Genomic DNA, 25,345 nt, shown 5'->3' on the forward strand with positions numbered 1-25,345 from the left:
TTCGGCCAAATCCTTAAGTAAACTTCTCAATAACCTTGGCCGCGAGCGCCCGTGTGACAGGCCGCCCCTGCGCCAGAGCCTCGCGGTCGAGAGCGGCGACGAAGGCGCGTGCCGCGGCAAGGGAACGCTCCAGCCTCAGCGCGGCGAAGGCCAGCGCCGGCGGTTCGACGAGGAGCTGCCGATCGGCAAAGAGCTTCACCAGAACCGCGCGCATCAACGCCTCGTCCGGCGCGCCGATTTCGACGGCGGGCGCGCGGCGCAGACGCGACAGCAGGTCGGGAAGCCGAATGTCCTCCGCCCGCGGCGGGCGGGCCGCGCTCATCAGCAGGAAGGCGCCGCTTTCGTTCACGAAATTCAGCAGATGAAACAGCGTGGTTTCGTCAGCGACGCGGTCGACGTCGTCGATGACGATGGCGCGCGGCGCCTGCGCGACCAGAACTTCCAGGGTCGGCAGGGCGTCGGGCGCAACGACAAGCGCGCCCGCGCGCGCCGCCCAAATGGCGCAGAGGTGGGATTTGCCCGCGCCGGCGGGCCCGATCAGCGCGAGAACCCGATCCGGCCAATCCGGCCAGCGTTCGATCATTTCGAGCGCCGCGATATTTGACTCGGCGGGCAGAAACTCTTCGCGTCCGAAGCGCGGCGTCGTCGGCAGGTCGAGCGGCAACTGACGTCCCGGCTCGCATGTCTCCGGCGCGCCGGCCTTGGTCATGCGCGGTCGGGGATCGGGTGCTGATAGAGCGCGCTCCCGCGGTAGCGTTTTGCAAGAAAGCGCATGAAGGCGCCGAGCGCGGCCGCGACAGGCACGGCGACGATCAGGCCTGTAAACCCGAACAGCGCGCCGAAGGCCAGCAAGGCGAACATGATCCAGACCGGGTGCAGCCCGACGGAGGCGCCGACGAGCCGCGGCGACAGCACATAGCCGTCCATGATCAGTCCGGTCGTGACGATCGCCACCGCCTCAATCGGCAGATTGATGTGCGGCCAGCCCTGAACGATCGCGACGATGATCGATAGAACGAAGGCGGTGACGGAGCCGACATAGGGGATGAAGCTCAGAAAACCCGCGATGACGCCGATGAGAAAACCGAAATTCAGCCCGATCGCCGAAAGCCCGCCCGCATACCAAATGCCAAGGAACAGGCAGACGAGCGACTGTCCGCGCACGAAGCCGGCAAGCGCGCGATCGATGTCGCGCGCGAGCGAGCGCACATCCTCGCGATGGCGCGGCGGAATCAGATCGTCGATGATGGCGACCATGTGATCCCAGTCGACCAGCATATAGAAGGCGACGACCGGCGTGATGACGATGAGCGAGACCACGTTGATCAGCGCATAGCCCCGCCACAACAGCGATTTCACGAAATCGCCGAGCAATGTCGCGCCCTGGCTGGTGAGATCGTTTATATATTTTTGCGCATCGAAGGACGCCGCGGCGCCCCCCAGCCCGAATTCCTGCAACCAGCCATTGATGGAATCGCTGGTGAAGCGCTCGCTCCATTGCGTCAGGAGCCCATGCAGCGTCTGCAAATAGCCCGGCAGCGATGTGATGAAGCCCGCAAGCTGATGTGAAAGAATAGGCACCAGAATAACGGCCGCGGTCCCGACGACCAGAAGAAAGACGACGAGCAGGAGACCCGCGGCGCCCAACCTCGACAGGCCCAGCCGCTGCAGCCGGTCAGCCACGGGGTCGAGCAGATAGCCGAGCGCCGTTCCGGCGACAAAGGGCGCAAGCACCGGGCTCAAGAAATAGAGCGACAGGCCTAGCGCCAGCAGCGTCAAGCCCCAGAGCGCGAGCTGCCTTTCAAGGCTCAGCCCCGCCCATTGCAGCTGCCGCATCTCGGCGTCGTCGCCTGTTTCGAGAGGCGGCGGCGGAATGACCGCCGGCTGCGCAGTACCGGAGCTGAGCGACGGTGTTCTCTGTGACATGTCACAGCCTCATATGCTGGACCCAAAGCCACAGATAGACGCAGGCGGAAGCAACGGTCAATGCGGCTACGACTGTGATGAGCGTTACGTTTAACAGCGGAATATGAAGGCCGTATGCCTGAACGGCCAAAACGACGCCCGCGAACACCAGTTGCGCGGCGGTGGTCGCCTTGGAGGAAAAGTGTGGATGCACCTTCATCGGCCGGCCCATGAGCCAGGACAGCGACACCGCGCCAGTGATCATGACATCGCGAAAGACCACCATGATTGTGAGCCACGCCGGCAGCGCGTCGACAATGGCGAGCGTCACGTACATTGAAACGATCAGCGCCTTGTCTGCGATGGGATCGAGAATCGCGCCGAGTTCGGATTGGAGGCAGTAGGTCCGGGCCAGCCAACCGTCGAGGGCGTCCGACAGGCCCGCGACGGCGAACAGCAGGAAGGCGGCGGTCCACTGACGCTCGACGATCAAGATGATGGCCGCCGGCGTCAGCACGAGACGGCCGATGGTGATGAAATTCGGAAGAGAAGCGAACCAATTTTTTGTCATGATGCATTATCTGGCGCGCGCGCCAAGCTTGTCACCACTTGACCATCGCGCCGCGCGCGGCTGGAAGAAACAAGCGCCGCGAGTCCGAGCGCTACGGCGACGAGCGCCAGAAGCAGCGTCGAAATGGCGTTGATCTGCGGCGAAACGCCCAAACGCACTTGTGAGTAGATGCGCATCGGCAGCGTCGTCGCGCCAGGGCCCGTCGCGAAACTGGCGATGACAAGATCGTCGAGAGAAAGCGTGAACGCCAAGAGATAAGCGGTGACGATCGCTGGCGCGATCTGCGGCAACGCCACGCGGACGAAGGCCCCGAAAGGCGTGGCTCCGAGATCCATCGCCGCTTCTTCGAGCGCCGGATCGCTGTCGCGCAACGCCGCGAGAATCGCAACCGTCGTGAAACACATTGTCAGCGTCACATGTCCGATGACCAGCGTGATGAAGCCTCGTCCCACCCCGAACGCGACGAAACACGTCAGCAGCGCGAGGCCGAGCACGACCTCCGGCAGAACCAGCGGCGCATGCACGGCTCCAAAAAGCAGGAAACGCGTGCGAAAGCGGCCGAAACGCGTGAGCGATATGGCCGCCAGGAGGCCCAGCAGAGTCGAGATCGTGGCCGAGGTCAGCGCGGCGGCGAGGCTGATCTTCGCCGAATGTAGAAGCTGCTCATTCTCCAGGAGCGCCGCATACCATTTCGTTGAAAATCCGCCCCACACCGAAACGAGACGCGACGCGTTGAAGCTCATGACCGCGAGAATGACGATCGGCGCGTAAAGGAAGATGAAGCCGATAAGGAGAGTCGCGCGACGCGCCCAAGAGACGGCCGCGCTCATCGGGCGTCATCCTCATCGGCAAGCCGCGCCCGCTCCCACAGCAGCAGCGGAATCATCAACACAGCGACGAGCACGATCGCCGCGGCCGAGGCCGCCGGCCAGTCGTGATTGGAGAAGAAGTCGTTCCACAAGGTTCGCCCGATCATCAGCGTCTCGGAGCCGCCGAGGAGATCGGGAATGACGAATTCGCCGACCGCGGGAATGAAGACGAGAAGCGCGCCGGCAACGACGCCTTCACGCGAAAGCGGCAGCGTCACGCGCAAGAACACTTGCGCCGGCGACGCCCCGAGATCCGCCGCCGCTTCGCGAAGGCTGGGGTCCTGACGCTCCAGCGCCGCATAAAGCGGCAGCAGCATGAAGGGCAAATAGGAGTAGACGATGCCGACGACGACAGCGCCCGTCGTCGCGAACATCTGCAGCGGCGCGGTAATGAGCCCCAGCGCCATCAGCGCATTGTTGATCAGCCCTTCATCCTTCAACAGCGCGATCCAGGCGTAGACGCGGATGAGAAAGCTCGTCCAGAACGGCGCTGCGGCAAGGCCGATGAGAAGGGGACGCAGGCGCTCGGGCGCGCGCGCCATGGCGAGCGCGAAAGGATAGGCGATGATCAGCGTGATCAGCGTCGAGATCGCGGCGATCGTGAGCGAGGATAGATAGGATTCGAGATAAAGCGTGTCGCTGACGAGGGCGCGATAGGCGTCAAACGTAAAAGTCTGCGCCTTGGCCCAGATGGCGGCCAAACTGTCGGAAGGCTCGAAAATCGGCCGATAGGGCGGGCGCGCGAGCACCGACTGTGAAACGGAAATCTTGGCGATGAGCGCCATCGGCGCAAGGAAGAAGGCGCCGATCCATAGATAAGGCGCCGCGATCACGAGCCGCTCGCCCAGCGAGAGTCTGCGGCGCGCGCTCATCCCACAGGCCCGGTGAAAGCGCCCTCATCCTGAGGAGCCTGCGCGGCAGGCGTCTCGAAGGACGAAGGCGCGGCTTCTCGCGCGACTGGATTTCCTCGTCCTTCGAGACGGCCTCTACGAGGCCTCCTCAGGATGAGGAAATCCGCGTTGCGCCGCGCATTCATTGTTAACCTCACCCTATCTCTCCTCCGCGAGAAGCGCGCCGGCGCCAGGCGGAAAGCTGAGCCTCACGGAGTCGCCTATCGCGTGGCGCTCGCCATGGCTTGCCGCCGCCCGCAGAACGATGTTGCTGGCGACGCGCACCCGCAGCAGCGTCGTTTCGCCGCGAAACACGAAATCCTCGACGACGCCCGCGATCCCCTCGCCGTCGCGCGCAACGCCGATCCGCTCGGGGCGCACGCTGAGCGTCGCCCGCGCGCCGCCCGGAAGATTTCGGGGCTCGCAGGGGATTCGTCCAAACTCGGTGATCAGCGCCGCGGCGCCATTGCGGTCCAGGCGTCCCTCGATGAAATTCGTTTCGCCGACGAAGCCGGCGACGAAACGCGTCGCGGGCCGGTCGTAAATCTCCATCGGCCCGGCGATCTGCTCCACCCTGCCCGCCCGCATCACTGCGATGCGATCGGCGAGCGCCAACGCCTCATCCTGGTCATGCGTGACGATGACGAAGCTCGTCTGCGTCAACCGCTGTATTTCCTTGAGCTGAAACTGCGTCTCTTCCCGCAGCTTGCGATCGAGCGCGCCGAGCGGCTCGTCGAGCAGCAGCAATTTCGGACGCGGCGCGAGCGCCCGCGCCAGCGCCACGCGCTGCTTCTGTCCGCCGGACAGCTCGGCGATTCTCCGATGGCCAAAAGCCGAAAGCTGCGTCATCGCGAGCAATTCGTTGACGCGTGCGTCGATGGCGTCTCTGGTCTCGCCCTGCCGTCGCAGCCCGAAAGCGATGTTCTCAAAGACGTTGAGATGCGGAAACAGCGCATAGGACTGAAACATCATGTTCACGGGTCGCCGATAGGGCGGCACACCTGAAAGATCGACGCCGCTCAGCGCGATGGTCCCGGCGTCCGGCGACTCGAAACCCGCGATGCAACGCATCAGCGTGGTTTTGCCGCAGCCCGACGGGCCGAGCAGCGCGAAGAATTCGCCGGCCCCGACGTCGAGCGACACGTCCTCGAGCGCAACGACCGCGCCGAATTTTTTGCTGACGCTTTTAATCGACAGCAGCGGCGCGCTCACCCGCCAGCCTCGTCGCGACGAAACTCGGCGCGCCAATGGCGAGGGAGATGACCGCTCGGTGGAATGTCTTCCAGAGAAACAAGCCGCAGGCCGTCGACAGCGAACGCCTCGATGTCCTTCCGCGCGAGCGGCCATGGCGGGCCGCTAATCTCCTCATCTTCGTCACGGGCGCGCGAGATGACGAGCAGCGTTCCGCCCGGCGCGACAAAAGCGGCGAGCGCCCGCGCGGCGTCGGGCAGAAGCGCCTCCGGCAGCGCCTGCAGCGTATAGAGTTCGTGCACCAGATCGAAGGCGCCGCGCCATTCCGATGGCGCATCGAAAAGATCGGCGACGTGATAGTCGACGCTGCTCCGAGGAAAGCGCTCGCGCGCCCATTGCACGGCGCGCTCCACGAGATCGAAGGCGACGACCTGCGCGCCGGCGCGCGCCAGCGCTTCGGCGTTGTCGCCCAATCCGCAGCCGACGTCGAGCGCGCGAAGGCCAGTAAGCGAGCGGGCAGCCAGCCAGTCTTCAAGCAGCGGGCGCGGCTCAAGATGCGCCCAGGGCACGCCGGCCGGATCGTCCTCGGCGAGAGCGTAGACCGCCTCGAACCATTCCCGGCGCATGGGATCGGCCTCGATCCCGCCGGGACGCTTATGCGGATCAACGGCGTCGAGCCTTTCGCGCGCCTTGGCGCGGCGCTCGGCGAAATCTTCGCTAAGAGCGCGCTGCGAAAAAGTGGAATCCGGTTTTTCGACTGGAGCGCGCTCTAAGCCTTTGGAATCGATCACCTGATCCGCATCTTGGCGATCTCGCCCCGATGCGGCGTGATCTACGCTTTCGGTTCGCGCGCCTTCTCTACCCATCCGCCGCTCTCGCTCTGCTGGTGATAGACGAGGCTATAGCCCAGATCGCGCAGTTCTTTCCATTGCGCGCGCGCGTCGGCAAGTTCGGCGTCGTCGCGTCCATCAAAAACCAGCGCGGCGCGTTCGCGCGGCGCGCCAGAGCCGGCGAGCGCCGGGGCGATGCGCGCGCCCTCGATGAAAAACCGCACCTCGGCGTCATTGGGGTTGTCGTTCTCGCAGGTGAGATAGATCGGCTGCGCCTCCGGCGCGCCGTCGGCCTTCGTCCCGTGCGGGAGAAAGCTCTCCGGACGGTACGACCAGAGATCGGCGTCGAGCTGCTGGAGGCGCGTTTCGCTCATCGCCTGCACGATGGCGCGCCAGCCGCGCGCGCGGGAACGCTCGAGGAGCGTCGGCAGCGTCTGCTCCACGGTGGCGCGCGTGAGATGATAGAAGGCGATCTCGGGCATGTCGGGCGGCTTTCGCTCCCGGCTATGTCGGAACTCTCCGCCTCGTGCAAGTTCGACGGGCGACAGCCTCGTCCAGGGCGGTCGCAGGTTTCCTTAGCGCCGGAGCCGATCGCCGCGCCGGACTGGCGGACTCGCCCGACCATCGCTTGGCCTGCGCAGCGAAAACCTTAAGTCTCGCCCGGGGTCCAGGAAGGCGGATCGCTGGCCGGAAACGATTCAAGGCCGGCCTGGTAGACGTCGTCTTTCGGCGCCTCCCAAACCCCGCTGATGGTCAGGGCGTTTTTGACTTTGAGGGGCGAAGCGGCCGTTGAAGCGGCGTATTCCGCCTCCATCCATTCAGCCGACGAGGCGACGGAGCCTTTCAGCACGACGTCTCCCTCGACGATCTCGACTAAGATCGACTTGGCGTCCGCCAGAGGGCTTTTGTCGAGAGCGTCGCGGACGGCGTCGCGAAGCCCTGCTGTGTCCATACCGGTCATTGCAGCCTCGGCCCAAAGCGCCGCAGCCCCAAGGCTGCGGCGCTGCGCTTTTCAGCTCCTACATATGGGCAGTGGTGACCGATCGTTCCATGGGCTTCATGAAGCCGATCGCGAGCAGGACGACGGCCAGGACGGCATGCAGCCAGTGGTCGGCGTGGTTCATGGCGATCAGCCCGCCAAGTTCAGCGACGTTCGGCGCGATGAAGCCCAGGATGGCGAGCGCCGTGTAGACGATGGCCAGCGTGCGAATCATGAGGACCGGAACGCCGAAATAGGGGCTGAGCAGCAAAAGCGCTCCGGTGATGAGATGCACGAAGTTATGGGCTGCATTCACGTGGAAGTAGCCGCCGTCAGAGACGATCGGATTGGGGACGAACCCCAGCAGGCCGACCGCCACGAAAACGACGCCGAGGATTGTCGCGATGAAATCCGCGTTCCATCGAGATTCGATCATGATGCGTTCCTTTCAGTCCAGGACCAACTGAACTGACCATCAGATTGGGCGGCGCCAAAGCATTTCCATTAAATTTGCGCAATATACTAAGCTGCAAAGCTATAGTGAGAGCGTAAAGCTATAGTGAGCTTAGGAATGTTAGTCGTTTTATTAATACCGGGCTTGACGGCGCAAGCGAAGCGGTTAGCCTGCTAGAAGGTATTGCAGCGAAAAAGAACGCTACGTCCGTTTCAGGCCTTTGGGGGGCGTCCGCCTCCGCACGGCGAGACGAGGTCCTAGTTTGCGGAACCGAAGCGGGGCTTGGTCAAGCGCAATGTGAGCTGAAACGGATGCAAATTGAAGGCCCACACCACGTCCTTATTCTACCGGGCTTCGTTATCGTTCTTTTTAGCGGGCTAAACCTGCGACGATATTTCGCGTGGCGGCGATCGGAGGCGACAGTCGTCGACGTCAAGCCGACAATTGGCGAATTCATTGGGGACAGGGTGAAAGTGGAATATGATTTTGATCAGCTGCACTATGTCAGCAATGTCGGATTTGGCTTTTGCCAAAACAGCAGAGACGTCAAGGTAAATGATAAAGTAGAAATATTGATTAACCCAATAAACGCCAACGATTGCATGCTCTATGATCTACAAGCCAGCCTCTTATCGCTGTTTATAGGGACTGTTATCATTATAGTCTCACGAGTGTAATTAAGCTTCGTTTGGCGTGGCCGCTGGAGACGGCGACGATCGCCGTCTCCTCTGCATGCATAACCAGCCCAGATAGCGAGCCCGGCCGCTACCCCTCATAATAATCCCGCACCAGCCGGTCGAGCAGCCGCACGCCCCAGCCGGCGCCCCAGCTCTGGTTGGTGTCGCTCATCGGCGAGCCCATCCCCGTGCCGGCGATATCGAGATGCGCCCAGGGCGTCTTGCCGACGAAACGCTGTATGAAATGCGCGGCGGTGATCGAGCCGGCGTGCCGGCCGCCGGTGTTCTTCATATCGGCGAATTTCGAGTCGATCAGCTTGTCATAGGCGGGACCCATCGGCATGCGCCACAGCTTCTCGCCGATATGGTTCCCGGATTTGGTCAGGCGTTCGGCGAGTTCGTCGCTATTGGTGAATAGCCCGCAATATTCCTGGCCCAGGGCGACGAGAATGGCGCCGGTGAGCGTCGCCAGATCAATGACCGCTGCGGGCTGATGCTTCTCTATAACGTATGTCAGCGCGTCGGCGAGGACGAGCCGGCCTTCGGCGTCGGTGTTCACGATCTCGATCGTCTGACCAGACATGGATTTGACGATGTCGCCCGGCCGCTGCGCCTTGCCGTCCGGCATGTTCTCGACGAGGCCGAGCACGCCGACGACATTGGCCTTCGCCTTGCGGGCGGCGATCGCGTACATGGCCCCGGTCACGGCGGCGGCGCCGGCCATATCGCCCTTCATGTCCTCCATCGAGGCGGCGGGCTTGATCGAAATGCCGCCGGAGTCGAAAACGACGCCCTTGCCGACGAAGGCGATCGGCGCCGCGCCCTGGGCGCCGCCGCTCCAGCGCAGCACGACAAGCCGGGCGCCCGCCTCGGACCCCTGCGCGACGCCGAGCAGCGCCCGCATCCCGAGTTCGGACATCGCCTTCTCGTCGAGGACCTCGACCTCGACGCCGAGCTTCATTAGCTCCGACGCGCGGCGGGCGAATTCGGGCGGAGTCAGCACATTCGCCGGCTCATTGACGAGCGTCCTTGCGAGCATGACGGCTTCCGCCAAATGGCCGCCATCCGACATCGCGGCGCTATGGCCGTCCGGATCGGCCAGGGCGACGACGACCTCCATCGGCCCGTCGCGATCCGCCTCATCCTTCTTCTTTGTCTTGTAATGATCGAACTTATAGGCGCGCAGCCAGCCGCCGAGCGCGAATTGGCCGACCGAGTCGTGAGCGGCGGAAACCCCTTCCGGCAGGTCGAACAGCACGACCGCCCGCGCGCCGGCGCCTATTTTCGCCGCGGTTTGTCCGCCAAGCGCCACGAAGTCCTCGAAGGGCTTGGCGGCTTCGCCGCCCTCTGTCTCCTCCGCGGCGCCGAGGCCGATCAGAATCACCCGGCTCGCGGGCGCGCCGGGCGCCGCCAGAATCTCGAGCGACGTTCCCGATTTGCCCTTGAATTTCGCCGCCGCGGCGGCGCGCGAAAGATGCGCGGCCGCATCCTTGAGCACGCTCGCGGCGCGCTCGCCCATGGCGAGATCGCGGCCGACAAAAGCGACGAGCGTGCGCGGATGCGCGGCCTCCTCGGGCTGGCGCAGCAGCGCTTCAGCGGCGTCGAAGGGCTGGAGTTCATATTTGGCGTTGACGAGCATCAGGGCCTCTTGCCTCCTCCGCCGAAGCGGAAGCCGTTCCGGCGCGAATGCGTCGGGATTTTGAGAAAGTTAGCGCCGGCGGCGCGCCAGGCGCGCGATTTGACGGGATCGGCCCGTACTATCTTCCCGCGGGCGGCGGCGGTCAATCACGGCTCTGGTCATTTTTTGAACTATTCCAGATTCGCATCCCGCCGCGGAATCGCCGCGATCTTTACGCAGAAATCCGACGTGGCGCAAAAGCAACGCTCGCGAATTGAATATGTTGGAGCGGCTCAGAGGAGCCGCGCAGCGCTTGCGCGGAAAGATGCGAGCGTCTAGCGATCGTTAACAGGGCTTTAACTGCTCCCGCCTGGGGCGGCGCGCCGAAACACAAAGGAGGACAGCCGCAGCCATGATCGGGGCGACGATCACGCGCTATTTTGCGCTGCGGTTTATGCGCACCATTCTGGCGATCTTTTTTACGATTTTCTGTCTGATGTTCGTCGTGGTTTTCGTCGAGATGCTGCGGCGCGCCAGCGACAATCCGCAGGCCGGCGCGGCGACCGTCGCGCTGATGACGGCGATGCGGGTTCCGGCGGCCGCCGAAATGATCCTGCCTTTCGCCGTTCTCTTCGGATCGATGGCGACCTTCGTCGACCTCACCAGGAAGCTTGAATTGATCGTCGCCCGCGCCGCCGGCATGTCGGTTTGGCAGTTCATTGCGCCGCCGGCGCTCACCGCCCTGCTTATTGGGGTTGTGTCCGTGGCGATTTACAACCCGCTCTCGGCTTCCATGAAGCAGCGCTCCGAACAAATGGAATGGGATCTTTTCGGCGTGCCAGGCAGTTTGCGCATCGACCACGGCGTCTGGCTGCGCCAGCACGGCGTCGACGGGCTCGCGATCATGCACGCCCTTAACTCTTCGAATGGCGGCTCGGAGCTGGCCGAGGTCAGCGTCAACATTTACGCGGCGCGGGGCGGTTTCCTGGAGCGGGTCGAAGCGCGTCGCGCGCGGCTCGAGCCCGGGGTCTGGGTGCTCGAAAACGCGCAGGTCAGCCTGCCTGGAGAGCCGGCGCGCAGCGTCGGCTCCTACATGCTCGCCACCGACCTGACGCCCGAGCAGGTGGCCGCGGCGACGACGCCGCCGCAAGGCACGCCGTTCTGGTCGCTGCCGGAAATGACGGCGCGCACCGCCGAAGCGGGTCTCGACGCGACCGGCTACCGGCTGCAGTTTCAGTCGCTTCTCGCGCGGCCGCTGCTGCTCGTCGCGATGGTCCTCGTCGCCGCTTCCTTTTCATTAAGATTCTTTCGATTTGGCGGGGTCGCAAAAACCCTTTCGGGTGGCGTGGCCGCAGGCTTCATGCTTTACATCGTTACTAAAGTCCTCTCGGATCTCGGCGGCGCAGGCATGATCAGCCCTGTAGTGGCCGCATGGTCGCCTGCGCTGGTCGGGAGCATGTTGGGCACGGTCATTTTGCTCTATTCGGAGGACGGCTGATGGCGCTCACCAGCTCCTCCCGGCGCCTATCCATTCTTGCGGGCGCGCTCGCGCTCGTCGAGGCGGCTTTCGCCACGCACTCCGCCGCTGCGGCGCCGCCGGCTGCGGGCGCCGACGCGCGCATGGTCGTCGAGGCCAAGGAGCTCGTCTACGACGAGAAAAAGAACACCGTCACGGCGCGCGGGGCCGTCCAGATCTATTACAAGGGCCGGCTGCTCGAAGCCGACCGCGTCATCTATGACCGGAACACGTCGCGCGTGTTCGCCGAAGGCCACGCCACGCTGACCGAGACCGACGGCTCCATCGCCAGGGCCGAGCGTTTCGATTTCACCGACGATTTCAAGAACGGGTTCATCGACAGCCTGCAGGTCGACACCGTCAACAATACGCATTTCACCTCGCCGCGCGCCGAGCGGGCCGGCGAGACGACAACCTTCGAAATGGGCACCTATACCGCCTGCGAGGCCTGTCGAAACGATCCCGCAAAGCCGCGCACATGGTCGATTCACGCCAAACGGATCATTCACGACAACGTCGAGAAGATGGTCTATTACGAGGATGCGTCCTTCGAACTTCTTGGCGTGCCCGTCGCCTATGTGCCGTTCTGGTCGTCGGCAGATCCGTCGGTGAAGCGCAAGTCCGGTTTTCTGTCGCCGGTTTTCATCTATCGCCAGCAGCTCGGCGCCGGCGTGGGCGTGCCTTACTTCTGGGCGATTGCGCCGGATTACGACCTAACCGTAACGCCGATCTATTTTTCCCGGCAGGGCCCGTTCGTCACGGCCGAATTCCGTCAGCGCTTTGAGAATGGCGGCTATACGATCCGCGGTCAGGGCACGCACGTAGGAGACACGGGCGCCTTCGCGCAAGCCCCGCTCGGCGCAGGCAACAAGCAGTGGCGCGGCGCCATCCAGTCTTTCGGCGAATTCTGGCTGAATGACCGTTGGCGCGCTGGCTGGGACATTACGGCGCTGTCCGACCGCTACTTCCTGCAGGATTATCAGCAATACAACTATCTCCTGCAGAACTATTTCTTCCGCGAAGCGTCATCGACGATTTATCTGACCGGCCAAGGACCGCGCAGCTATTTCGACATGCGCGGATATTATTTCCAGCTGCTGTCGCCCAATGACGTGCAGGCGCAGCAGCCGGTCGTCCATCCGGTGATCGACTATAACCGCGTCTTCGACATTGATCCTGCGGCGACGGCAGGCGTTGGCGGACAGGTTGAACTCGACGCCAATGTGACGAGCACTTCCGCCAATGTCGCGAACTTCGAGTCCATACAGCCGCGAACGCTCGACCGCATCTATAGCCTGTACAACGTTTGCCAGATTTACGGGCGGGCGCCCGACCCGGCGCAGAGCGGCTGTCTGTTGCGCGGCGTCGGCGGCGATTACCAGCACGCGACGGTCAGCGGCGCCTGGAAGCGCAAAATCATCGATCCGGTCGGCGGCGTGTGGACCCCGTTCGCTTTCGCGCGTTTCGTGGGAAGCTATCTCGATTACGACCGGCAAGGCTTGTTCCCGATCTATAACCAGAGTCTGTCGCCGATCCCCAACGCCGCGCAGGGGCAATTCTTCAACGGCGCGGACAATCGCTTCCGCGGTCAAGCGTTGCCAGGCTTCGGCGCCGAATGGCGCTATCCGATCCTCGCCAGGAGCTTTTTCGGCGACATCGTCTTCGAACCGATCGCGCAAGTCATCGCCCGTCCGAACGAGACGTCGATTCCATCGCTGGTGAACATCGACGCGCAAAGTCTCGTTTTCGACGATTCAACGCTGTTCGAGTGGAGCAAGTTCTCCGGCTACGACCGGTTCGAGACCGGCACGCGCCTCAACTATGGCGGCCAGGCGACCTTGTCGCTGTCCAACGGGGGCTTCATCAACGCGATGATCGGCCAGTCGCGCCAGGTCGCCGGCGCCAACTCCTATGCGCAGGCGGACGCGGCGAACGTCGGCCTCGATTCCGGCCTCAACTCGCGCGCGTCGGACATCGTCGGGCGCTTCGCCTTTGCGCCGTCGTCCCTCCTCAGCCTCGTCGCCAAGGGCCGCTTCGATAAGGGCAACTTGCGCGCGCGCCGGCTCGACGTATTCGCGACAATGAATCTGGATCCGATCTCGCTCCAGCTCCAATACGCAAATTACGCCTCACAGCCGGCGATCGGCTTTGACGTGCGTCGTCAGGGACTCTCCGCAACCGGTAAATACGACATCACCAAAAACTATTTCCTGATGGGCACCGTCACCTTCGATATGAGCCGCTACCTCTATAACTCGCTCACCAATCCAACGACCACCTACTACGGAACGACGCTTACGGGCTCAAATCTCACCGGCACGGCGCCCCTATTCTCGGTCGCAACGCTCGGCGGCGGCATCGGTTATCAGGACGAATGCACGACGCTCTCGATCAATTATTCGCAGATTTATCAGCCGCAGTCCTACACGGGCCTGCCGGCGCGCAACCAGACGGTAATGGTCACGCTCCAGCTGCGCACCCTGGGCGAAGCGAAGTTCAATTACGGCGTCGGTTCGGTGCTGGTGAACGATGGCGTGGGGACCGCCGCCGCCCTGCCCCGCTGAGCTGTTCTAGATAACTGTTCTATCTCGGTCGGGAGGACGCCCGCCGCCCCCTGTGCTAGAAGCGCGGCGACGAAGGGGCTTCGACACGGATGCGCTGTCGCGCAAAGGAGAATGCAATGGGCTTTTTTATCTCGCTCGCCGCCGGCGCATGTCTCGCTCTAGGCGCGGCCACGCCGCTCTTCGCCGAGGAGTTTTCAGGCAAGCAGAAGGTCGAGATCGAGAAGGTCGTGCACGACTATCTCATTTCCAACCCGGAAGTGGTCCGGGAGGCAATTGACGAGCTTGGAAAGCGCGAGAAGGTCGCCGAGGCCGCCACACGCGAAAAGGCCGTCGGCCAGCACGGCGATAAAATCGTGAACTCGCCCAATCAGGCCGTCGTGGGCAATCCGAGCGGCGACGTCACCCTGGTCGAGTTCTTCGACTATAACTGCGGCTACTGCAAACAGTCGATGGCTTCGGTCGCCAAGTTGATCGAGGCGGATCCCAAGCTGCGGGTGGTGCTCAAGGACTTCCCGATTCTCGGCCCCGATTCCGTCGAGGCGGCGCAGGTCGCGACCGCTGCGCGCATGCAGCTCGACAGCCAGAAGTTCTGGGAATTCCATCGCAAGCTGCTCTCGACTCGCGGCCACATCGGCAAGCAGCAGGCGCTGGCGGCGGCGAAGGACGTCGGCGCCGACATGCCTCGTCTCGAGAAGGACATGTCGAGCGCGGAGACAAAGGCCGCACTGAAGGAAGTCGCGACGCTGGCCGATGAGCTGCGGTTCGATGGGACGCCCGCCTGGGTGATCGGCAAAGAGGCGATCGTCGGCGGCGTGCCCTACGCGCAACTGAAGGCCAAAATCGAAAACTTGCGCAAATGCGGCAAGACCGTCTGCTAACGCGGCGACGGGCTTTCTTTGCGGCGACAACACGGCTAAGACAGACAGCCTGCCGCCTGTGAGATTTTTCGGGGAACGTTTTCGGAAGCGCTATGTCAGCCGTCCATGTGCTTAACGGTCCCAATCTCAATCTTCTCGGCAGGCGCGAGCCCGCGATATACGGAACGGCGTCGCTCGACGATATCCGCGCGACGCTGGAGAAGCGTTGCGCCGAACGCGGCGTGTCGCTGGTTTTCCGGCAGTCCAACCACGAAGGCGATCTCGTCGACTGGATCCATGAAGCCGGCGGCGCGGGCGCGCCTGTCATTTTGAACGCTGGCGCGCTGACGCACACATCGATCGCGCTCTATGATGCGATCAAGGGCGCGGAAGCTGTGGTCATCGAAGTGCATCTATCCAATGTGCACGCACGCGAAAGCTTTCGGAGCCATTCCTACATTTCGCCCGTGGCGCGCGGCGTGATCGCGGGCTTTGGCCCGCTCTCGTACGTTCTTGCCCTTGACGCTGTCTTTGAAAACGAACTGAGAAAGAGCTGAGACACTTATGGCGCGCAAAGCTCAACCGCCTCGCACCGCTTCCTCCCGCAAACCCGCGTCGGTCGCCGCGCCCGCGCCCGCCATCGACGCGGATCTGCTGCGCACGATTGCGGAACTCGTCGCAAACAGCAATTTGACCGAATTTGAGGTCGAGAAGGGCGATTTGCGTATCCGCGCGGCGCGCGCGCCTGCCGCAGCAATCGTGAGCGTCGGCGCCGCGCCGCCGGTCCAGCCCCTGCCGCCCTTGGCAAAGTCGGTCACGTCCCCCGCTCCAGTCGCGGAACCCGCCGAATACCCGGACGCGGTAAAGTCGCCGATGGTGGGAACCGCCTATCTTCGACCGAATCCCGACGCAAAGCCCTTCGTCGAGATCGGCGCGCGCGTTTCGCTCGGCGATAAGCTCCTGCTGATCGAAGCCATGAAGACATTCAACGACATCGTCGCCACCAAATCCGGCGTTGTGACGGCGATACTGGTCGAGGACGGCCAGCCTGTGGAATACGGCGAACCTCTCCTCGTGATCGAGTAGGCGGCGGTAAGAGATGTTCGACAAGATCCTTATCGCCAACCGCGGCGAAATCGCGCTGCGCATCCTGCGCGCAGCCAAAGAACTGGGCGTCGCAACAGTCGCCGTGCATTCGACCACCGACGCCGACGCCATGCATGTCAAGCTCGCCGACGAATCCGTCTGCATAGGGCCGGCGGCCGCCCGCGATTCCTATCTCAATATCCCCGCTCTGCTCTCCGCCTGCGAGATCACCGGCGCGGACGCCGTGCATCCGGGCTACGGTTTCCTTTCGGAGAACGCGCGCTTCGCGGAGATTCTCGAAGAGCACAACATCACCTTCATCGGCCCGAAATCCGAGCACATCCGCCTGATGGGCGACAAGATCGAAGCCAAGGCGACGGCAAGAAAGCTCGGCATTCCCTGTGTGCCCGGGTCCGACGGGCCGATCCTGAGCGAAAAGGAAGCGCTCAAGATCGCCGAAAGGATCGGCTTTCCCGTTTTGGTGAAGGCGGCGTCCGGCGGCGGCGGCCGCGGCATGAAGGTCGCGCGCGACGCACATGACCTTCCCATCGCGATCGCCACCGCGCGCACCGAGGCAAAGGCCGCGTTCGGCGACGATACGGTCTATCTCGAGAAATTCCTCGAAAAGCCGCGCCATATCGAGTTTCAGATTTTCGGCGACGGCAAGGGCCAGGCGGTTCACCTCGGCGAGCGCGACTGTTCGCTCCAGCGCCGTCACCAGAAGATCTGGGAGGAAAGCCCCTCGCCCGCGCTCAATGACGCGCAGCGTTCGGAGATCGGCGAGATCTGCTCGCGCGCCATGCGGGACATGCAATACGCCGGCGCCGGCACGATCGAGTTTCTCTACGAAAACGGCGAATTCTATTTCATCGAGATGAATACGCGCATTCAGGTCGAGCATCCGGTGACGGAGGCGATCACCGGCGTCGATCTCGTCTGCGAACAGATCCGCGTGGCGGCAGGCTCGCCGCTCTCGCTGCGACAGGAAGACATGTGGTTCTACGGCCACGCCATCGAATGCCGCGTAAACGCCGAGCACCCCGCGAGCTTCAGGCCCTCGCCCGGCCGCATCGCTTATTACCATCCACCCGGCGGCGTCGGGGTCCGCGTCGATTCAGCAGTCTATCAGGGCTATACGATCCCCTCCAACTACGACTCGCTCATCGGAAAACTGATCGTTCACGGTCGCAACCGAACGGAAGCGCTGATGCGACTGCGTCGCGCGCTCGACGAATTTATCGTTGACGGCATCGATACGACGCTTCCGCTGTTTCGCACGCTGGTGCGCAACGCCGACGTTCAAAACGGAATTTACGACATTCATTGGTTGGAACATTTCTTGGCCACGGGCGGCATCGAGCCCGATTTTTAAGAGCGAAGGTGCAAGAACTAGAGCGAAGGAGCAAGAAGATGTATCGATCCTTCGTCGTCGTCGCAGCGGTTCTGACGGCAACTGCGCCGCTCTCATCCGCCCACGCAAAAACCACCGTGCGCGGTCCCTTCGTCTTCACCTGTTCGGGCGACGCCGACGCCGCTCTGACGGTCACTTTCCTGGGCGCGAACGCCGATCGCGCCAAACTTGTCTTTAAGGGCGAGACCGTAATGGCCAAGCAGGCCATGGCCGCAAGCGGCGCGCGTTACCTCGCAAAGAACATCGAGTTCTGGAACAAGGGCGACGACGCGATGGTCGCGTGGCGGGGCGCGAAGCTCAACTTCACGACGCATCATTAATTCGATTTTCTTCAAAGAAACTCGCACCCGAGGGTGGCGCGGCGTTCTCGCGCCGCTATCCTTGAATAGATGTCCCGCCTCAACGCCCCCTATGCGATCACCCCGCATCTTCTACTCCGAGCCTATTCCATCGGGCTCTTCCCAATGGCCGAGAGCGCTGACGACGATCAGCTTTACTGGGTCGATCCGGAGCGGCGCGCGATCTTTCCGCTCGATGACTTCATCGTGTCGCGCTCCCTGGCCAAGACCGTGCGATCTGATCGTTTCGAGGTCGTCGTCGATCGCGATTTCGACGCAGTGATCGACGCCTGCGCCGCTCCGGCGTTTCGACGTGAGCGGACCTGGATCAACGCCGAAATTCACAGGCTTTATCGCGCGCTGTTCGATATTGGCTTCGCACATACGGTCGAATGCCGCCTCGATGGGCGTCTCGTCGGCGGGCTCTACGGCGTCGCTCTCGGAAGCGCATTTTTCGGCGAGAGCATGTTCCACCTGGAACGCGACGCCTCAAAGGTCGCGCTTGTTCACCTGATGGGGCGGTTACGAGCGGGCGGCTTTCAGCTGCTCGACACGCAATTCATTACGCCGCATCTCGCCTCGCTCGGCGCGATCGAGGTTTCGCGCGAGGAATATCATCGCGCGCTCGAACAGGCGCTCCCCGAGAAGGCCAACTTCAACGTCTGGCCGAAGAACGCGCCCGTGAGCGGCGCTCAGGCGCTGGCCGCGCTCGCGGACTAGAAGGGGAAAAGCGGGCTGTTCGCTGGAGGCGGCGCCGCAGCGGGACTGGGCTGTTCGGCGCGCCGCTTCTTCTTCTTGCGTCCGCCTGTCGGCGAGGCGGCAGGATCTTCCGCTGGCGCAGGAGCCGCCTCAGGCTCGACGGGCGCCGGAGCGGCCTGATCGACGGGTCCGATCGGCTGATTTTCCATCGGCGGCGGCGCCGTCGGCTCAACTCTGCGCGAGCGGCGCTTCTTGCCGCTGGCGCCTTCGGGAGCGGCGGTCGCCTCGGCCTCGGCAGGCGGAGCCGCCGGCGCCGCCGCCTCAGCGGGCGGCGCGGCCGTCTCCTTGCCGCCTTTGCAGTCGACCAGCCAGACGTCATAGACCGGATGTTCGACGCCGTGGAGACCGGGACTTGCGGCGAACATCCACCCCGAGAAGACGCGCTTCGCCTCTTGTTTAGCGTCGGTCTTGACCGATTCGGGCTTGGGGTCGCCCCGGCGTTCCGGCTTGAGGATGAGTTCGTCCACCTCGACGAAGCTCGTCGTCTGCGGCGTTTCGGTCTGCGGTCGCGTGTTGCACACGCGCGGCGTCACCTGAAGGGCGCCGAACTGCACCGTTTCGTCGATCGCGACGTCAAAATTGATGATGCGGCCAGTGGTTTTGTCGAGGCCGGCGAAGATCGCGGTCGGGTGCCGGATCGGCTCGGCTGACGCGGCGACCGCAAATAAAGCCCACGCGCCGACAGCCGCTGGCGTCAGGGATAAGGGCAACTTCATCCGATCACCGCATGATTCTCCGCCCGCTTCAAAAACAAGCCGGGGACGAAAGCAGGCAAGAAAGGCCTTTCCAAGGAGAGCGCCGCTCAGCCTTCGGGCCGCCAGGGGGCGTAGTCGCCGCCGGCGGGCGGCCGCTCGCCCAGCGCAAGCTGAGAGCCCGGCGGCCGATAGGCCTGCGGCGTTCCGGTCAAATTGGCCTGATGCGGAAGCTCCCAGCCGCGCGGCCGATAGGTCTCGTCCGTCGGCGGCGTATCCACCGTGTGGTGCAGCCAGCCATACCATCCGGGCGGCGTCGCCGACCCCTCGCAATAGCCGTTATAAATCACCCAGCGCCGTTCAAACCCGAGCGCGGAATCGATCTTGCCGCCGCGCCGACGGTAATAAACATTGCCGAATTCATCTTCGCCGACGCGCTCGCCGTACAGCAGCGTCCACAGGCCGGTGCTGAGCGTGGCGCGGTTCCACCAGGTGAAGAAGCGAACGATATAGGACATGTATCTGGCGTCCTCAATTTTGTGGCCCCTTATTGCGTCTGATGGCGCCAATGTCCAGCCTTGCCGCAACCCCGCCATCGTTGCCGCTCGCGCTTCCGCTTGCGGCGCCCCAGACGGAGGACTGCATGTCCGCGACCCTTTCGACCCAATGCTGCGTCGTCGGCGGCGGCCCTGCCGGGCTCATGGCCGGGTTTCTGCTCGCGCGCGCCGGCGTTGACGTCATCGTCCTCGAAAAACACGCCGATTTTCTGCGCGATTTTCGCGGCGACACGATTCACCCATCGACGCTGCGCATTATGGACGAACTCGGCCTGCTCGATGAATTCCTGCGGCTTCCGCACCACAAGACCTATGCGCTTTCGGCTTGGATCGGCGAGCGTCAATATAAGGTCGCCGACTTTTCGAGCCTCCCCGGCGCGTGCAATTTCATCGCCTTCATGCCGCAGTGGGATTTTCTCGACTTTATCGCTGAGCATGCGCGCGCGCTGCCCAACTTCCGGCTTTTGATGCAAACCGCTGGCGAGCGCCTCTCGTTTGACGGCGACCGCGTCTGCGGCGTTTCGGCGAAAGGGCCGGAAGGAGAACTGAAGATCGAGGCCAAGCTCGTCATCGCCGCCGATGGGCGGAGCTCGCGGATGCGCGAGGACACGAAGCTCCCCGTCGAGGATTTCGGCGCGCCGATGGACGTGCTGTGGTTCAAGCTGCCGCGCAAGGAAAGCGATCCCGACGAAAGCTTCGGCCGCGTCGCGCCGGGGCGCATGCTGGCGATGATCGATCGCGGCTCCTACTGGCAGTGCGGCTGCGTCATTCCGAAAGGCGACGCCGAAAAATTGCGCGAGAAAGGCATCGAGACGTTTCGTGAGTCGATCGCCGGCTTAACGCCCTTTCTCGCCGATCGCGTCGACACGCTCAAGGATTGGACCGACGTCAGCCTGCTGACCGTTCAAGTCAACCGCCTCAAGATTTGGAGCCGTCCCGGATTGCTGTGCATCGGCGACGCCGCGCACGCCATGTCGCCGGTTGGCGGCGTCGGGGTGAACCTGGCGATCCAGGACGCCGTCGCCGCCGCCAATCTCCTTGCCGCCAAGCTGCGCGCCAACACGCTAAGCGATGAGGACGTGCGCGCCGTGCAGCGCCGGCGGGAGTTTCCGACCCGCGTCACGCAGGCCCTTCAGCTCGCCATCCAGAATCGCGCGGTGCGCAGCGTGCTCTCGGCGGAGAAGCCCTTCGATGCGCCGCTGGCGCTGCGACTCCTCAACGCCGTGCCGCTGCTGCGTCGATTGCCGGCGCGGCTCATCGGACTCGGCGTGCGGCCCGAGCATATTGAAACGCCTTGATGCAATCCCTCTTGTCATTCCCGGCAGGCCGAAGGCCTGACCGGGAATCCAGAGCAACTCCCGCAAAGTTTAACTATTCTGGATTCCCGATCGCGCGCTTTGCGCGCGTCGGGAATGACATCCCAACTGTTCCTGCGGATGCTTTATGACGGCCGCGTCAGTTCGTCCCGCGAATAAAGGCGCCGAAAGCGCGCGGGCCGTCGCCGGTCTCCGCCTTGCCCAGAACTTTCAGCGTCTGCGCGTCGACCGCCCAGAGTTCGTTTGAGAACCAATTGGCGACATAGACTCGCGCGCCGTCGCCACTGACCGCAAGCCCTTCCGGATATTCGCCGACCTTTATCGTTTCGAGCGGCGCCAAGCTTTCAGCGTCGAAGACGCTGACGCTGTCGGCATGCTGATTGGCGACGAAGACACGGCCCTTGGCGAGCGCCACCGTGTAAGGCCGGCTGCCGCATTTGAGCGTCGCGACGACTTTGCGAGAAGCGAGGTCGACGACGCTGACATCGTCGGATTCCACATTGGCCGAATAGGCGCGCGCGCCGGCGGCGTCGATCGTCACGCCGAAGGGATGCTTGCCGACCGGTATGATCGCGACGCGTGAAAGCGTCGCCGCGTCAATAATGGAAAGCGCATTGTCGTCGCGGTCGGCGACGACAATCGTGTTGCCGTCCGCCGTGACGGCGACGCCCGACACCATTGCGCCGACGCCGACGCTGCGCTGCGCGCCATTCGCCAGATCAATCTCGACGAGGCGCCGGCCATAGAGGTCGGCGATATAGACGCGCTTGCCGTCGGGGCTCACGGCGACGCCGAGCGGCCCGCCTTCGACCGGAATGCGCTTCTCGATGGTGCGGGTCGCCGCATCGATGACGGTGAGAAACTTGCCTTCCGGGCTGGTGATGAAGGCGCGCGCGCCGTCGCGCGACACCGCGACGCCCGCCGGCTTGCCGCCGATGGGCAGAGTCGCGACGGTCTGCATTTTGGAAAGATCGACGATCGACAGCGCGTCGGCGCCTTGCGCGGTGATGAAGGCCTCGTCGGCCAGGGCGGGTGAAGCCAGAACAACAAAGAGACCGGCGAGTAAGGCGCGCGCCCATCCCCTCTCCCCGTTTACGGGGAGAGGGGATGGGTGAGGGGCCGGGGCATTTGTCCTATACATCCGATCATGCGCCATAGGTTCGGAAAATCACCAAGCCCCTCACCCTAGCCCTCTCCCCGCTATTGGCGGGGAGAGGGAACGCTCGCTTCCACCTTCGCCTTCAAGGCGGCGAGATAGGCGCGCTGCAGCCCCGTCGCCGCGGCGATGGCGACGTCGTCGTTCAATTCCGGTGGCGGGTCGTTGTTGGGATAACCGCGGTAGAAGCGCGCCTTCCATTCGACCTGCGTCTTGCCGCCTTCGGCCGGCCGCAGCGTAATCAGCGCGGTGTAATTCGTCGCTGGCAGCCGCTTCACGTCATCGCCTTCGCGATGGACGCCAAGCAGCATCCGCTCGGCGTCGCGTTTCGTCAGCAGTTCCTCGATGACGCCGCCGTCGGCCATGATCAGCCTGCGCCGCGCCTGATCGGGAACATCGTCGCCCGATGCTTCTACACTGGCGACGCCCGGCAGCCAGTCGGCGTGAGCGAAGTCAGAGACGACCGCCCAGACTTTGCCGGGCGGCGCATCCACGATCGTCGTCTCGACGACTTTCAGCGGCGACGCGCCATGCGCCGCGAATGCGGCGATCGGCAGAAACACAGCGAGCCCCGCCGCGGCGCCAAGGATGCGCCGGCGCGTTGCGGCGATATCGCCCCAGGGCGATAGGGTGAAGGGCTTCCTCATCCTGAGGAGCGTGCGCAGCACGCGTCTCGAAGGACGAGGAAGCCCGCTTTCGCGTGTGTTTTCCTCACCCTCATGAGCGGCGCCTACTTGCTCTCCGCCTTGGCCTTCAATGCGGCGAGACCGGACTTGTAAATATCGCCCACCGCCTTCAGCCCCGCCTCGTCGGAAAGTTCCGGCGGCGGATCATTATTCATGAAGCCGCGATAGAACGCGCCCTTCCATTCGACGACGCTCTTGCCGCCGTCTTCCTTCACGCTGATCGTCGAAGCGTAGTTATTGACCGGCAGCACTTTCACGTCGACGGCGTCGATCTTGTAGCTCAGCGACTTGCCGTCGGCGTCATATTTAGTCAGCGACTCCTCGATCACGCCGCCATTCTTAAGGGTCAGCTTGCGCTTGGCGTCGGCGGCGTTGCCGCCCGTCCCTTCCGTCTTGGCAATAGCGGGATGCCAGTTCCAATCCTGGAAATTGCCGACGATCTCCCAGACCTTCGCGGCCGGGGCGTCGATTTCAATCTTTTCGACGACCTTCTGGCGCGACGGGCCGTGCGCGAAGGCGGGACCGGCGAGCAGCCCGGCGGAAAACAGCGACAGGGCCGCAACGACACATGCGCGGCGCGCAAGCACAAACGTCATTAGGATCTCCCAGAAAGCCTGATCTTGGCCGCCAGTGTGAGCGGGCAGGCGCACATAAGGGCGCCTCAAGCGGCGGCGTCAAGAGTAGCGAAGAACTCGACCGCGCGGGCGCCGTCGTCAGGTCGACGATGGCGTGAAGGGCGTGTGCGCCACTTGCGCCCCAAGTCACCACCATCCATATACCATCCAGACAGATGGTAAGAGGACGGCTATGCCGGACATACACAAATTGCGAGAAAGGCCGCCGGAGGCCGAGAAAATCACGATTAATGTAGGCTATGTCGATCTCGGCCATATCGATCTCTTGGTGCGCGAAGGCTTCTACTCCAACCGCACCGACTTCATCCGCACGGCGATTCGCAATCAGCTCGGCGCGCATGCGGACGCGGTCAAGCAGTGCATCGTGCGGAACACGCTCGATCTCGGCTTGCGCCACTACAGTCGCGAAGACCTCGAGGCCGTAAAGGCGGCGGGCCGCAGACTGCGCATCCATGTCCTGGGACTGGCGTCCATCGCCGAAGACGTCACGCCGGAACTCGCGCGCGAGACCATTGAATCCATCACGGTGCTCGGCGCGCTGCAAGCGAGCAAGTCCGTCAAGGCGGCGCTCCAGGACCGCATCAGTTGACCTTCCCCACTCTCCCGCGAGGCGTAGACAAATGAAAAACCTCCTGACGAGCGCCTTCAACAGGGCGACGCAGCTGACCCGCGAGCAAAATCTCAACGAAGCGACGCGCGTGCTGATGCGCGCGCTGACGAACGGCGCCGCAGCGCCAACGCCGCAGCCGGCCGCGCACGCCGAGCCGCATCCCCCGACGTTTCGTCTGCGCCGCCCGCTCGGCGAGACGGTGGAGTTGCTGCGTCACGCCGGACTTCCGGGCCTTGATCAAAGCGGCGCGCCGCTCGTCGCCCTGCGAAAAGCGCCCAAAATCGACGTTCCGGCAGGCGCCGCCTATGTCTCGCGCAGCCATGTCGGCCCGGCCGGCGCCCGCGACTATAAGGTCTATGCGCCCAATGGCGTTGGAGACGGCAAACGGCCTTTGATCGTGATGCTTCACGGCTGCGCGCAGAACCCCGACGACTTCGCCGTCGGCTCGCGAATGAACGAACTGGCTGAAGAACATGGTTTCATCGTCGCCTATCCGGCGCAGTCCACCCAAGCCAATCAGATGGGCTGCTGGAACTGGTTCAACCCGGCGGATCAGACCCGCGAGAAGGGCGAGCCGAGCCTCATCGCCGGCCTGACCTGCGCCATCATGGCGGAGTGGCGCGTCGATGAGTCGCGCGTCTATGTGGCGGGTTTGTCGGCCGGCGGCGCCATGGCGGCGACAATGGCCGCGACCTATCCGGAGCTCTACGCCGCAGTCGGCATACATTCCGGTCTCGCGCATGGCTCGGCCAGCGACGTCGCCTCCGCCTTCGCGGCGATGGGCGGCAAATTCGAGCTCGGCGCGGCGCGCAGGTCGCTGTCTGACGGCGTGCGGACAATCGTTTTCCACGGCGAAGCCGACCAGAAGGTGCATCCGACCAATGGCGAAACGATCATCGCAGGGGCTCGGCTCGATCTTGCCGATGCGCTCGCGCGCGAAACGCGCGAGACCGGATCGGCGGGCGGCCGCAATTACAGCCGCACCGTCATCGCGGACGCGCGCGGCGTGCCGCAGCTGGAACATTGGGCTGTCGAGGGGCTCGGCCACGCCTGGTCGGGCGGCAATCCCGACGGCTCCTTCGCCGATCGCCATGGTCCCGAGGCTTCACGCGAGATGGTGCGGTTTTTCCTCGCGGACGCCGCGACGGCGCGGTAGCGCAGGCGCTGTCATGCGCCTG

Annotated in this window: 27 protein-coding genes; 11 read left to right on the forward strand and 16 right to left on the reverse strand. The window is 63.7% G+C overall.

The window, feature by feature from the left end; genetic code table 11:
• Positions 1 to 13: 13 nt before the first annotated feature.
• From IYX23_RS09820 to IYX23_RS09870, 11 genes are all read right to left on the reverse strand, one after another.
• Positions 14 to 709 (reverse strand): DnaA/Hda family protein, encoded by a 696-nt coding sequence (locus tag IYX23_RS09820; protein ID WP_196392598.1) that lies wholly within the window; start codon positions 707 to 709, stop codon positions 14 to 16.
• Positions 706 to 1,926 carry an AI-2E family transporter gene (locus IYX23_RS09825; protein ID WP_196392599.1) on the reverse strand — a complete coding sequence of 407 codons (1,221 nt, stop codon included), beginning with the start codon at positions 1,924 to 1,926 and terminating at the stop codon, positions 706 to 708. Before IYX23_RS09825 ends, IYX23_RS09820 begins: the two co-directional genes overlap by 4 nt.
• A 1-nt stretch (position 1,927) precedes the next feature.
• Positions 1,928 to 2,476: a CDP-alcohol phosphatidyltransferase family protein gene (locus IYX23_RS09830; protein ID WP_196392600.1), complete on the reverse strand. Its 549-nt coding sequence runs from the start codon at positions 2,474 to 2,476 to the stop codon at positions 1,928 to 1,930.
• Positions 2,473 to 3,306: an ABC transporter permease gene (locus tag IYX23_RS09835; RefSeq protein WP_196392601.1), complete on the reverse strand. Its 834-nt coding sequence runs from the start codon at positions 3,304 to 3,306 to the stop codon at positions 2,473 to 2,475. Before IYX23_RS09835 ends, IYX23_RS09830 begins: the two co-directional genes overlap by 4 nt.
• Complete coding sequence (locus IYX23_RS09840) at positions 3,303 to 4,217, reverse strand: ABC transporter permease subunit (RefSeq protein WP_196392602.1); 915 nt, start codon at positions 4,215 to 4,217, stop codon at positions 3,303 to 3,305. The genes IYX23_RS09835 and IYX23_RS09840 overlap by 4 nt, the downstream gene beginning before the upstream one ends.
• A 177-nt stretch (positions 4,218 to 4,394) precedes the next feature.
• A complete protein-coding gene (locus IYX23_RS09845; protein ID WP_196392603.1) occupies positions 4,395 to 5,447 on the reverse strand; it encodes an ABC transporter ATP-binding protein in 1,053 nt (350 codons plus the stop codon).
• Positions 5,444 to 6,217: a class I SAM-dependent methyltransferase gene (locus IYX23_RS09850; RefSeq protein WP_196392604.1), complete on the reverse strand. Its 774-nt coding sequence runs from the start codon at positions 6,215 to 6,217 to the stop codon at positions 5,444 to 5,446. Before IYX23_RS09850 ends, IYX23_RS09845 begins: the two co-directional genes overlap by 4 nt.
• Positions 6,218 to 6,258: 41 nt before the next feature.
• Positions 6,259 to 6,738, reverse strand: coding sequence for a DNA polymerase III subunit chi (locus IYX23_RS09855; RefSeq protein WP_196392605.1), 480 nt, complete (start codon positions 6,736 to 6,738; stop codon positions 6,259 to 6,261).
• Between the two features lie 167 nt (positions 6,739 to 6,905).
• Positions 6,906 to 7,217, reverse strand: a complete 312-nt coding sequence (locus tag IYX23_RS09860) for a BON domain-containing protein (RefSeq protein WP_196392606.1) — start codon at positions 7,215 to 7,217, stop codon at positions 6,906 to 6,908.
• 58 nt (positions 7,218 to 7,275) lie between these two features.
• Complete coding sequence (locus IYX23_RS09865; protein WP_196392607.1) at positions 7,276 to 7,671, reverse strand: DUF4383 domain-containing protein; 396 nt, start codon at positions 7,669 to 7,671, stop codon at positions 7,276 to 7,278.
• 783 nt (positions 7,672 to 8,454) lie between these two features.
• Entirely contained in the window at positions 8,455 to 10,005 is a 1,551-nt protein-coding gene (locus tag IYX23_RS09870) for a leucyl aminopeptidase (protein ID WP_196392608.1), read from the reverse strand.
• 391 nt (positions 10,006 to 10,396) lie between these two features.
• Between IYX23_RS09870 and lptG the strand changes: the two genes are divergently transcribed.
• The 8 genes from lptG (at position 10,397) to aat (ending at position 18,476) form a co-directional block, all read left to right on the forward strand.
• Positions 10,397 to 11,482 carry an LPS export ABC transporter permease LptG gene (gene lptG, locus IYX23_RS09875; protein WP_196392609.1) on the forward strand — a complete coding sequence of 362 codons (1,086 nt, stop codon included), beginning with the start codon at positions 10,397 to 10,399 and terminating at the stop codon, positions 11,480 to 11,482.
• Positions 11,482 to 14,064 carry an LPS assembly protein LptD gene (gene lptD, locus IYX23_RS09880; RefSeq protein ID WP_196392610.1) on the forward strand — a complete coding sequence of 861 codons (2,583 nt, stop codon included), beginning with the start codon at positions 11,482 to 11,484 and terminating at the stop codon, positions 14,062 to 14,064. The genes lptG and lptD overlap by 1 nt, the downstream gene beginning before the upstream one ends.
• A 116-nt stretch (positions 14,065 to 14,180) precedes the next feature.
• Positions 14,181 to 14,942, forward strand: coding sequence for a DsbA family protein (locus IYX23_RS09885; protein WP_246716618.1), 762 nt, complete (start codon positions 14,181 to 14,183; stop codon positions 14,940 to 14,942).
• A 92-nt stretch (positions 14,943 to 15,034) separates the two neighbouring features.
• Entirely contained in the window at positions 15,035 to 15,478 is a 444-nt protein-coding gene (aroQ, locus tag IYX23_RS09890) for a type II 3-dehydroquinate dehydratase (protein ID WP_196392612.1), read from the forward strand.
• 7 nt (positions 15,479 to 15,485) lie between these two features.
• The gene (accB, locus tag IYX23_RS09895; RefSeq protein ID WP_196392613.1) at positions 15,486 to 16,007 is read left to right on the forward strand and encodes an acetyl-CoA carboxylase biotin carboxyl carrier protein; all 522 of its coding nucleotides are present in this window, start codon (positions 15,486 to 15,488) and stop codon (positions 16,005 to 16,007) included.
• 13 nt (positions 16,008 to 16,020) lie between these two features.
• The gene (gene accC, locus IYX23_RS09900) at positions 16,021 to 17,379 is read left to right on the forward strand and encodes an acetyl-CoA carboxylase biotin carboxylase subunit (protein WP_196392614.1); all 1,359 of its coding nucleotides are present in this window, start codon (positions 16,021 to 16,023) and stop codon (positions 17,377 to 17,379) included.
• A 38-nt stretch (positions 17,380 to 17,417) separates the two neighbouring features.
• Positions 17,418 to 17,738 (forward strand): MliC family protein, encoded by a 321-nt coding sequence (locus IYX23_RS09905; protein WP_196392615.1) that lies wholly within the window; start codon positions 17,418 to 17,420, stop codon positions 17,736 to 17,738.
• A 69-nt stretch (positions 17,739 to 17,807) separates the two neighbouring features.
• Positions 17,808 to 18,476, forward strand: a complete 669-nt coding sequence (gene aat, locus IYX23_RS09910; RefSeq protein ID WP_196392616.1) for a leucyl/phenylalanyl-tRNA--protein transferase — start codon at positions 17,808 to 17,810, stop codon at positions 18,474 to 18,476.
• Here aat and IYX23_RS09915 read toward each other — a convergent pair.
• Both IYX23_RS09915 and IYX23_RS09920 read right to left on the reverse strand, forming a co-directional pair.
• Positions 18,473 to 19,231 (reverse strand): DUF2155 domain-containing protein, encoded by a 759-nt coding sequence (locus IYX23_RS09915; RefSeq protein ID WP_196392617.1) that lies wholly within the window; start codon positions 19,229 to 19,231, stop codon positions 18,473 to 18,475. The genes aat and IYX23_RS09915 overlap by 4 nt on opposite strands.
• A gap of 86 nt (positions 19,232 to 19,317) precedes the next feature.
• Positions 19,318 to 19,725 carry an NADH:ubiquinone oxidoreductase subunit NDUFA12 gene (locus IYX23_RS09920; RefSeq protein ID WP_196392618.1) on the reverse strand — a complete coding sequence of 136 codons (408 nt, stop codon included), beginning with the start codon at positions 19,723 to 19,725 and terminating at the stop codon, positions 19,318 to 19,320.
• A gap of 125 nt (positions 19,726 to 19,850) precedes the next feature.
• Between IYX23_RS09920 and IYX23_RS09925 the strand changes: the two genes are divergently transcribed.
• Positions 19,851 to 21,062 (forward strand): FAD-dependent oxidoreductase, encoded by a 1,212-nt coding sequence (locus tag IYX23_RS09925; RefSeq protein WP_196392619.1) that lies wholly within the window; start codon positions 19,851 to 19,853, stop codon positions 21,060 to 21,062.
• 157 nt (positions 21,063 to 21,219) lie between these two features.
• On the opposite strand, the gene IYX23_RS09930 is transcribed toward IYX23_RS09925, so the two are convergent.
• The 3 genes from IYX23_RS09930 to IYX23_RS09940 form a co-directional block, all read right to left on the reverse strand.
• A complete protein-coding gene (locus IYX23_RS09930; RefSeq protein WP_348643646.1) occupies positions 21,220 to 22,221 on the reverse strand; it encodes a YncE family protein in 1,002 nt (333 codons plus the stop codon).
• Between the two features lie 59 nt (positions 22,222 to 22,280).
• Entirely contained in the window at positions 22,281 to 22,883 is a 603-nt protein-coding gene (locus tag IYX23_RS09935) for an SRPBCC family protein (RefSeq protein ID WP_196392620.1), read from the reverse strand.
• 83 nt (positions 22,884 to 22,966) lie between these two features.
• A complete protein-coding gene (locus IYX23_RS09940; protein WP_196392621.1) occupies positions 22,967 to 23,518 on the reverse strand; it encodes an SRPBCC family protein in 552 nt (183 codons plus the stop codon).
• A gap of 211 nt (positions 23,519 to 23,729) precedes the next feature.
• Between IYX23_RS09940 and IYX23_RS09945 the strand changes: the two genes are divergently transcribed.
• Together IYX23_RS09945 and IYX23_RS09950 are read left to right on the forward strand one after the other, a co-directional pair.
• Positions 23,730 to 24,146, forward strand: a complete 417-nt coding sequence (locus IYX23_RS09945; protein ID WP_196392622.1) for a CopG family transcriptional regulator — start codon at positions 23,730 to 23,732, stop codon at positions 24,144 to 24,146.
• A gap of 31 nt (positions 24,147 to 24,177) precedes the next feature.
• The gene (locus tag IYX23_RS09950) at positions 24,178 to 25,323 is read left to right on the forward strand and encodes a PHB depolymerase family esterase (protein ID WP_196392623.1); all 1,146 of its coding nucleotides are present in this window, start codon (positions 24,178 to 24,180) and stop codon (positions 25,321 to 25,323) included.
• The last annotated feature ends 22 nt before the right edge of the window (positions 25,324 to 25,345 follow it).

It is taken from the genome of Methylocystis sp. L43, from assembly GCF_015709525.1.
Classification (GTDB): domain Bacteria; phylum Pseudomonadota; class Alphaproteobacteria; order Rhizobiales; family Beijerinckiaceae; genus Methylocystis.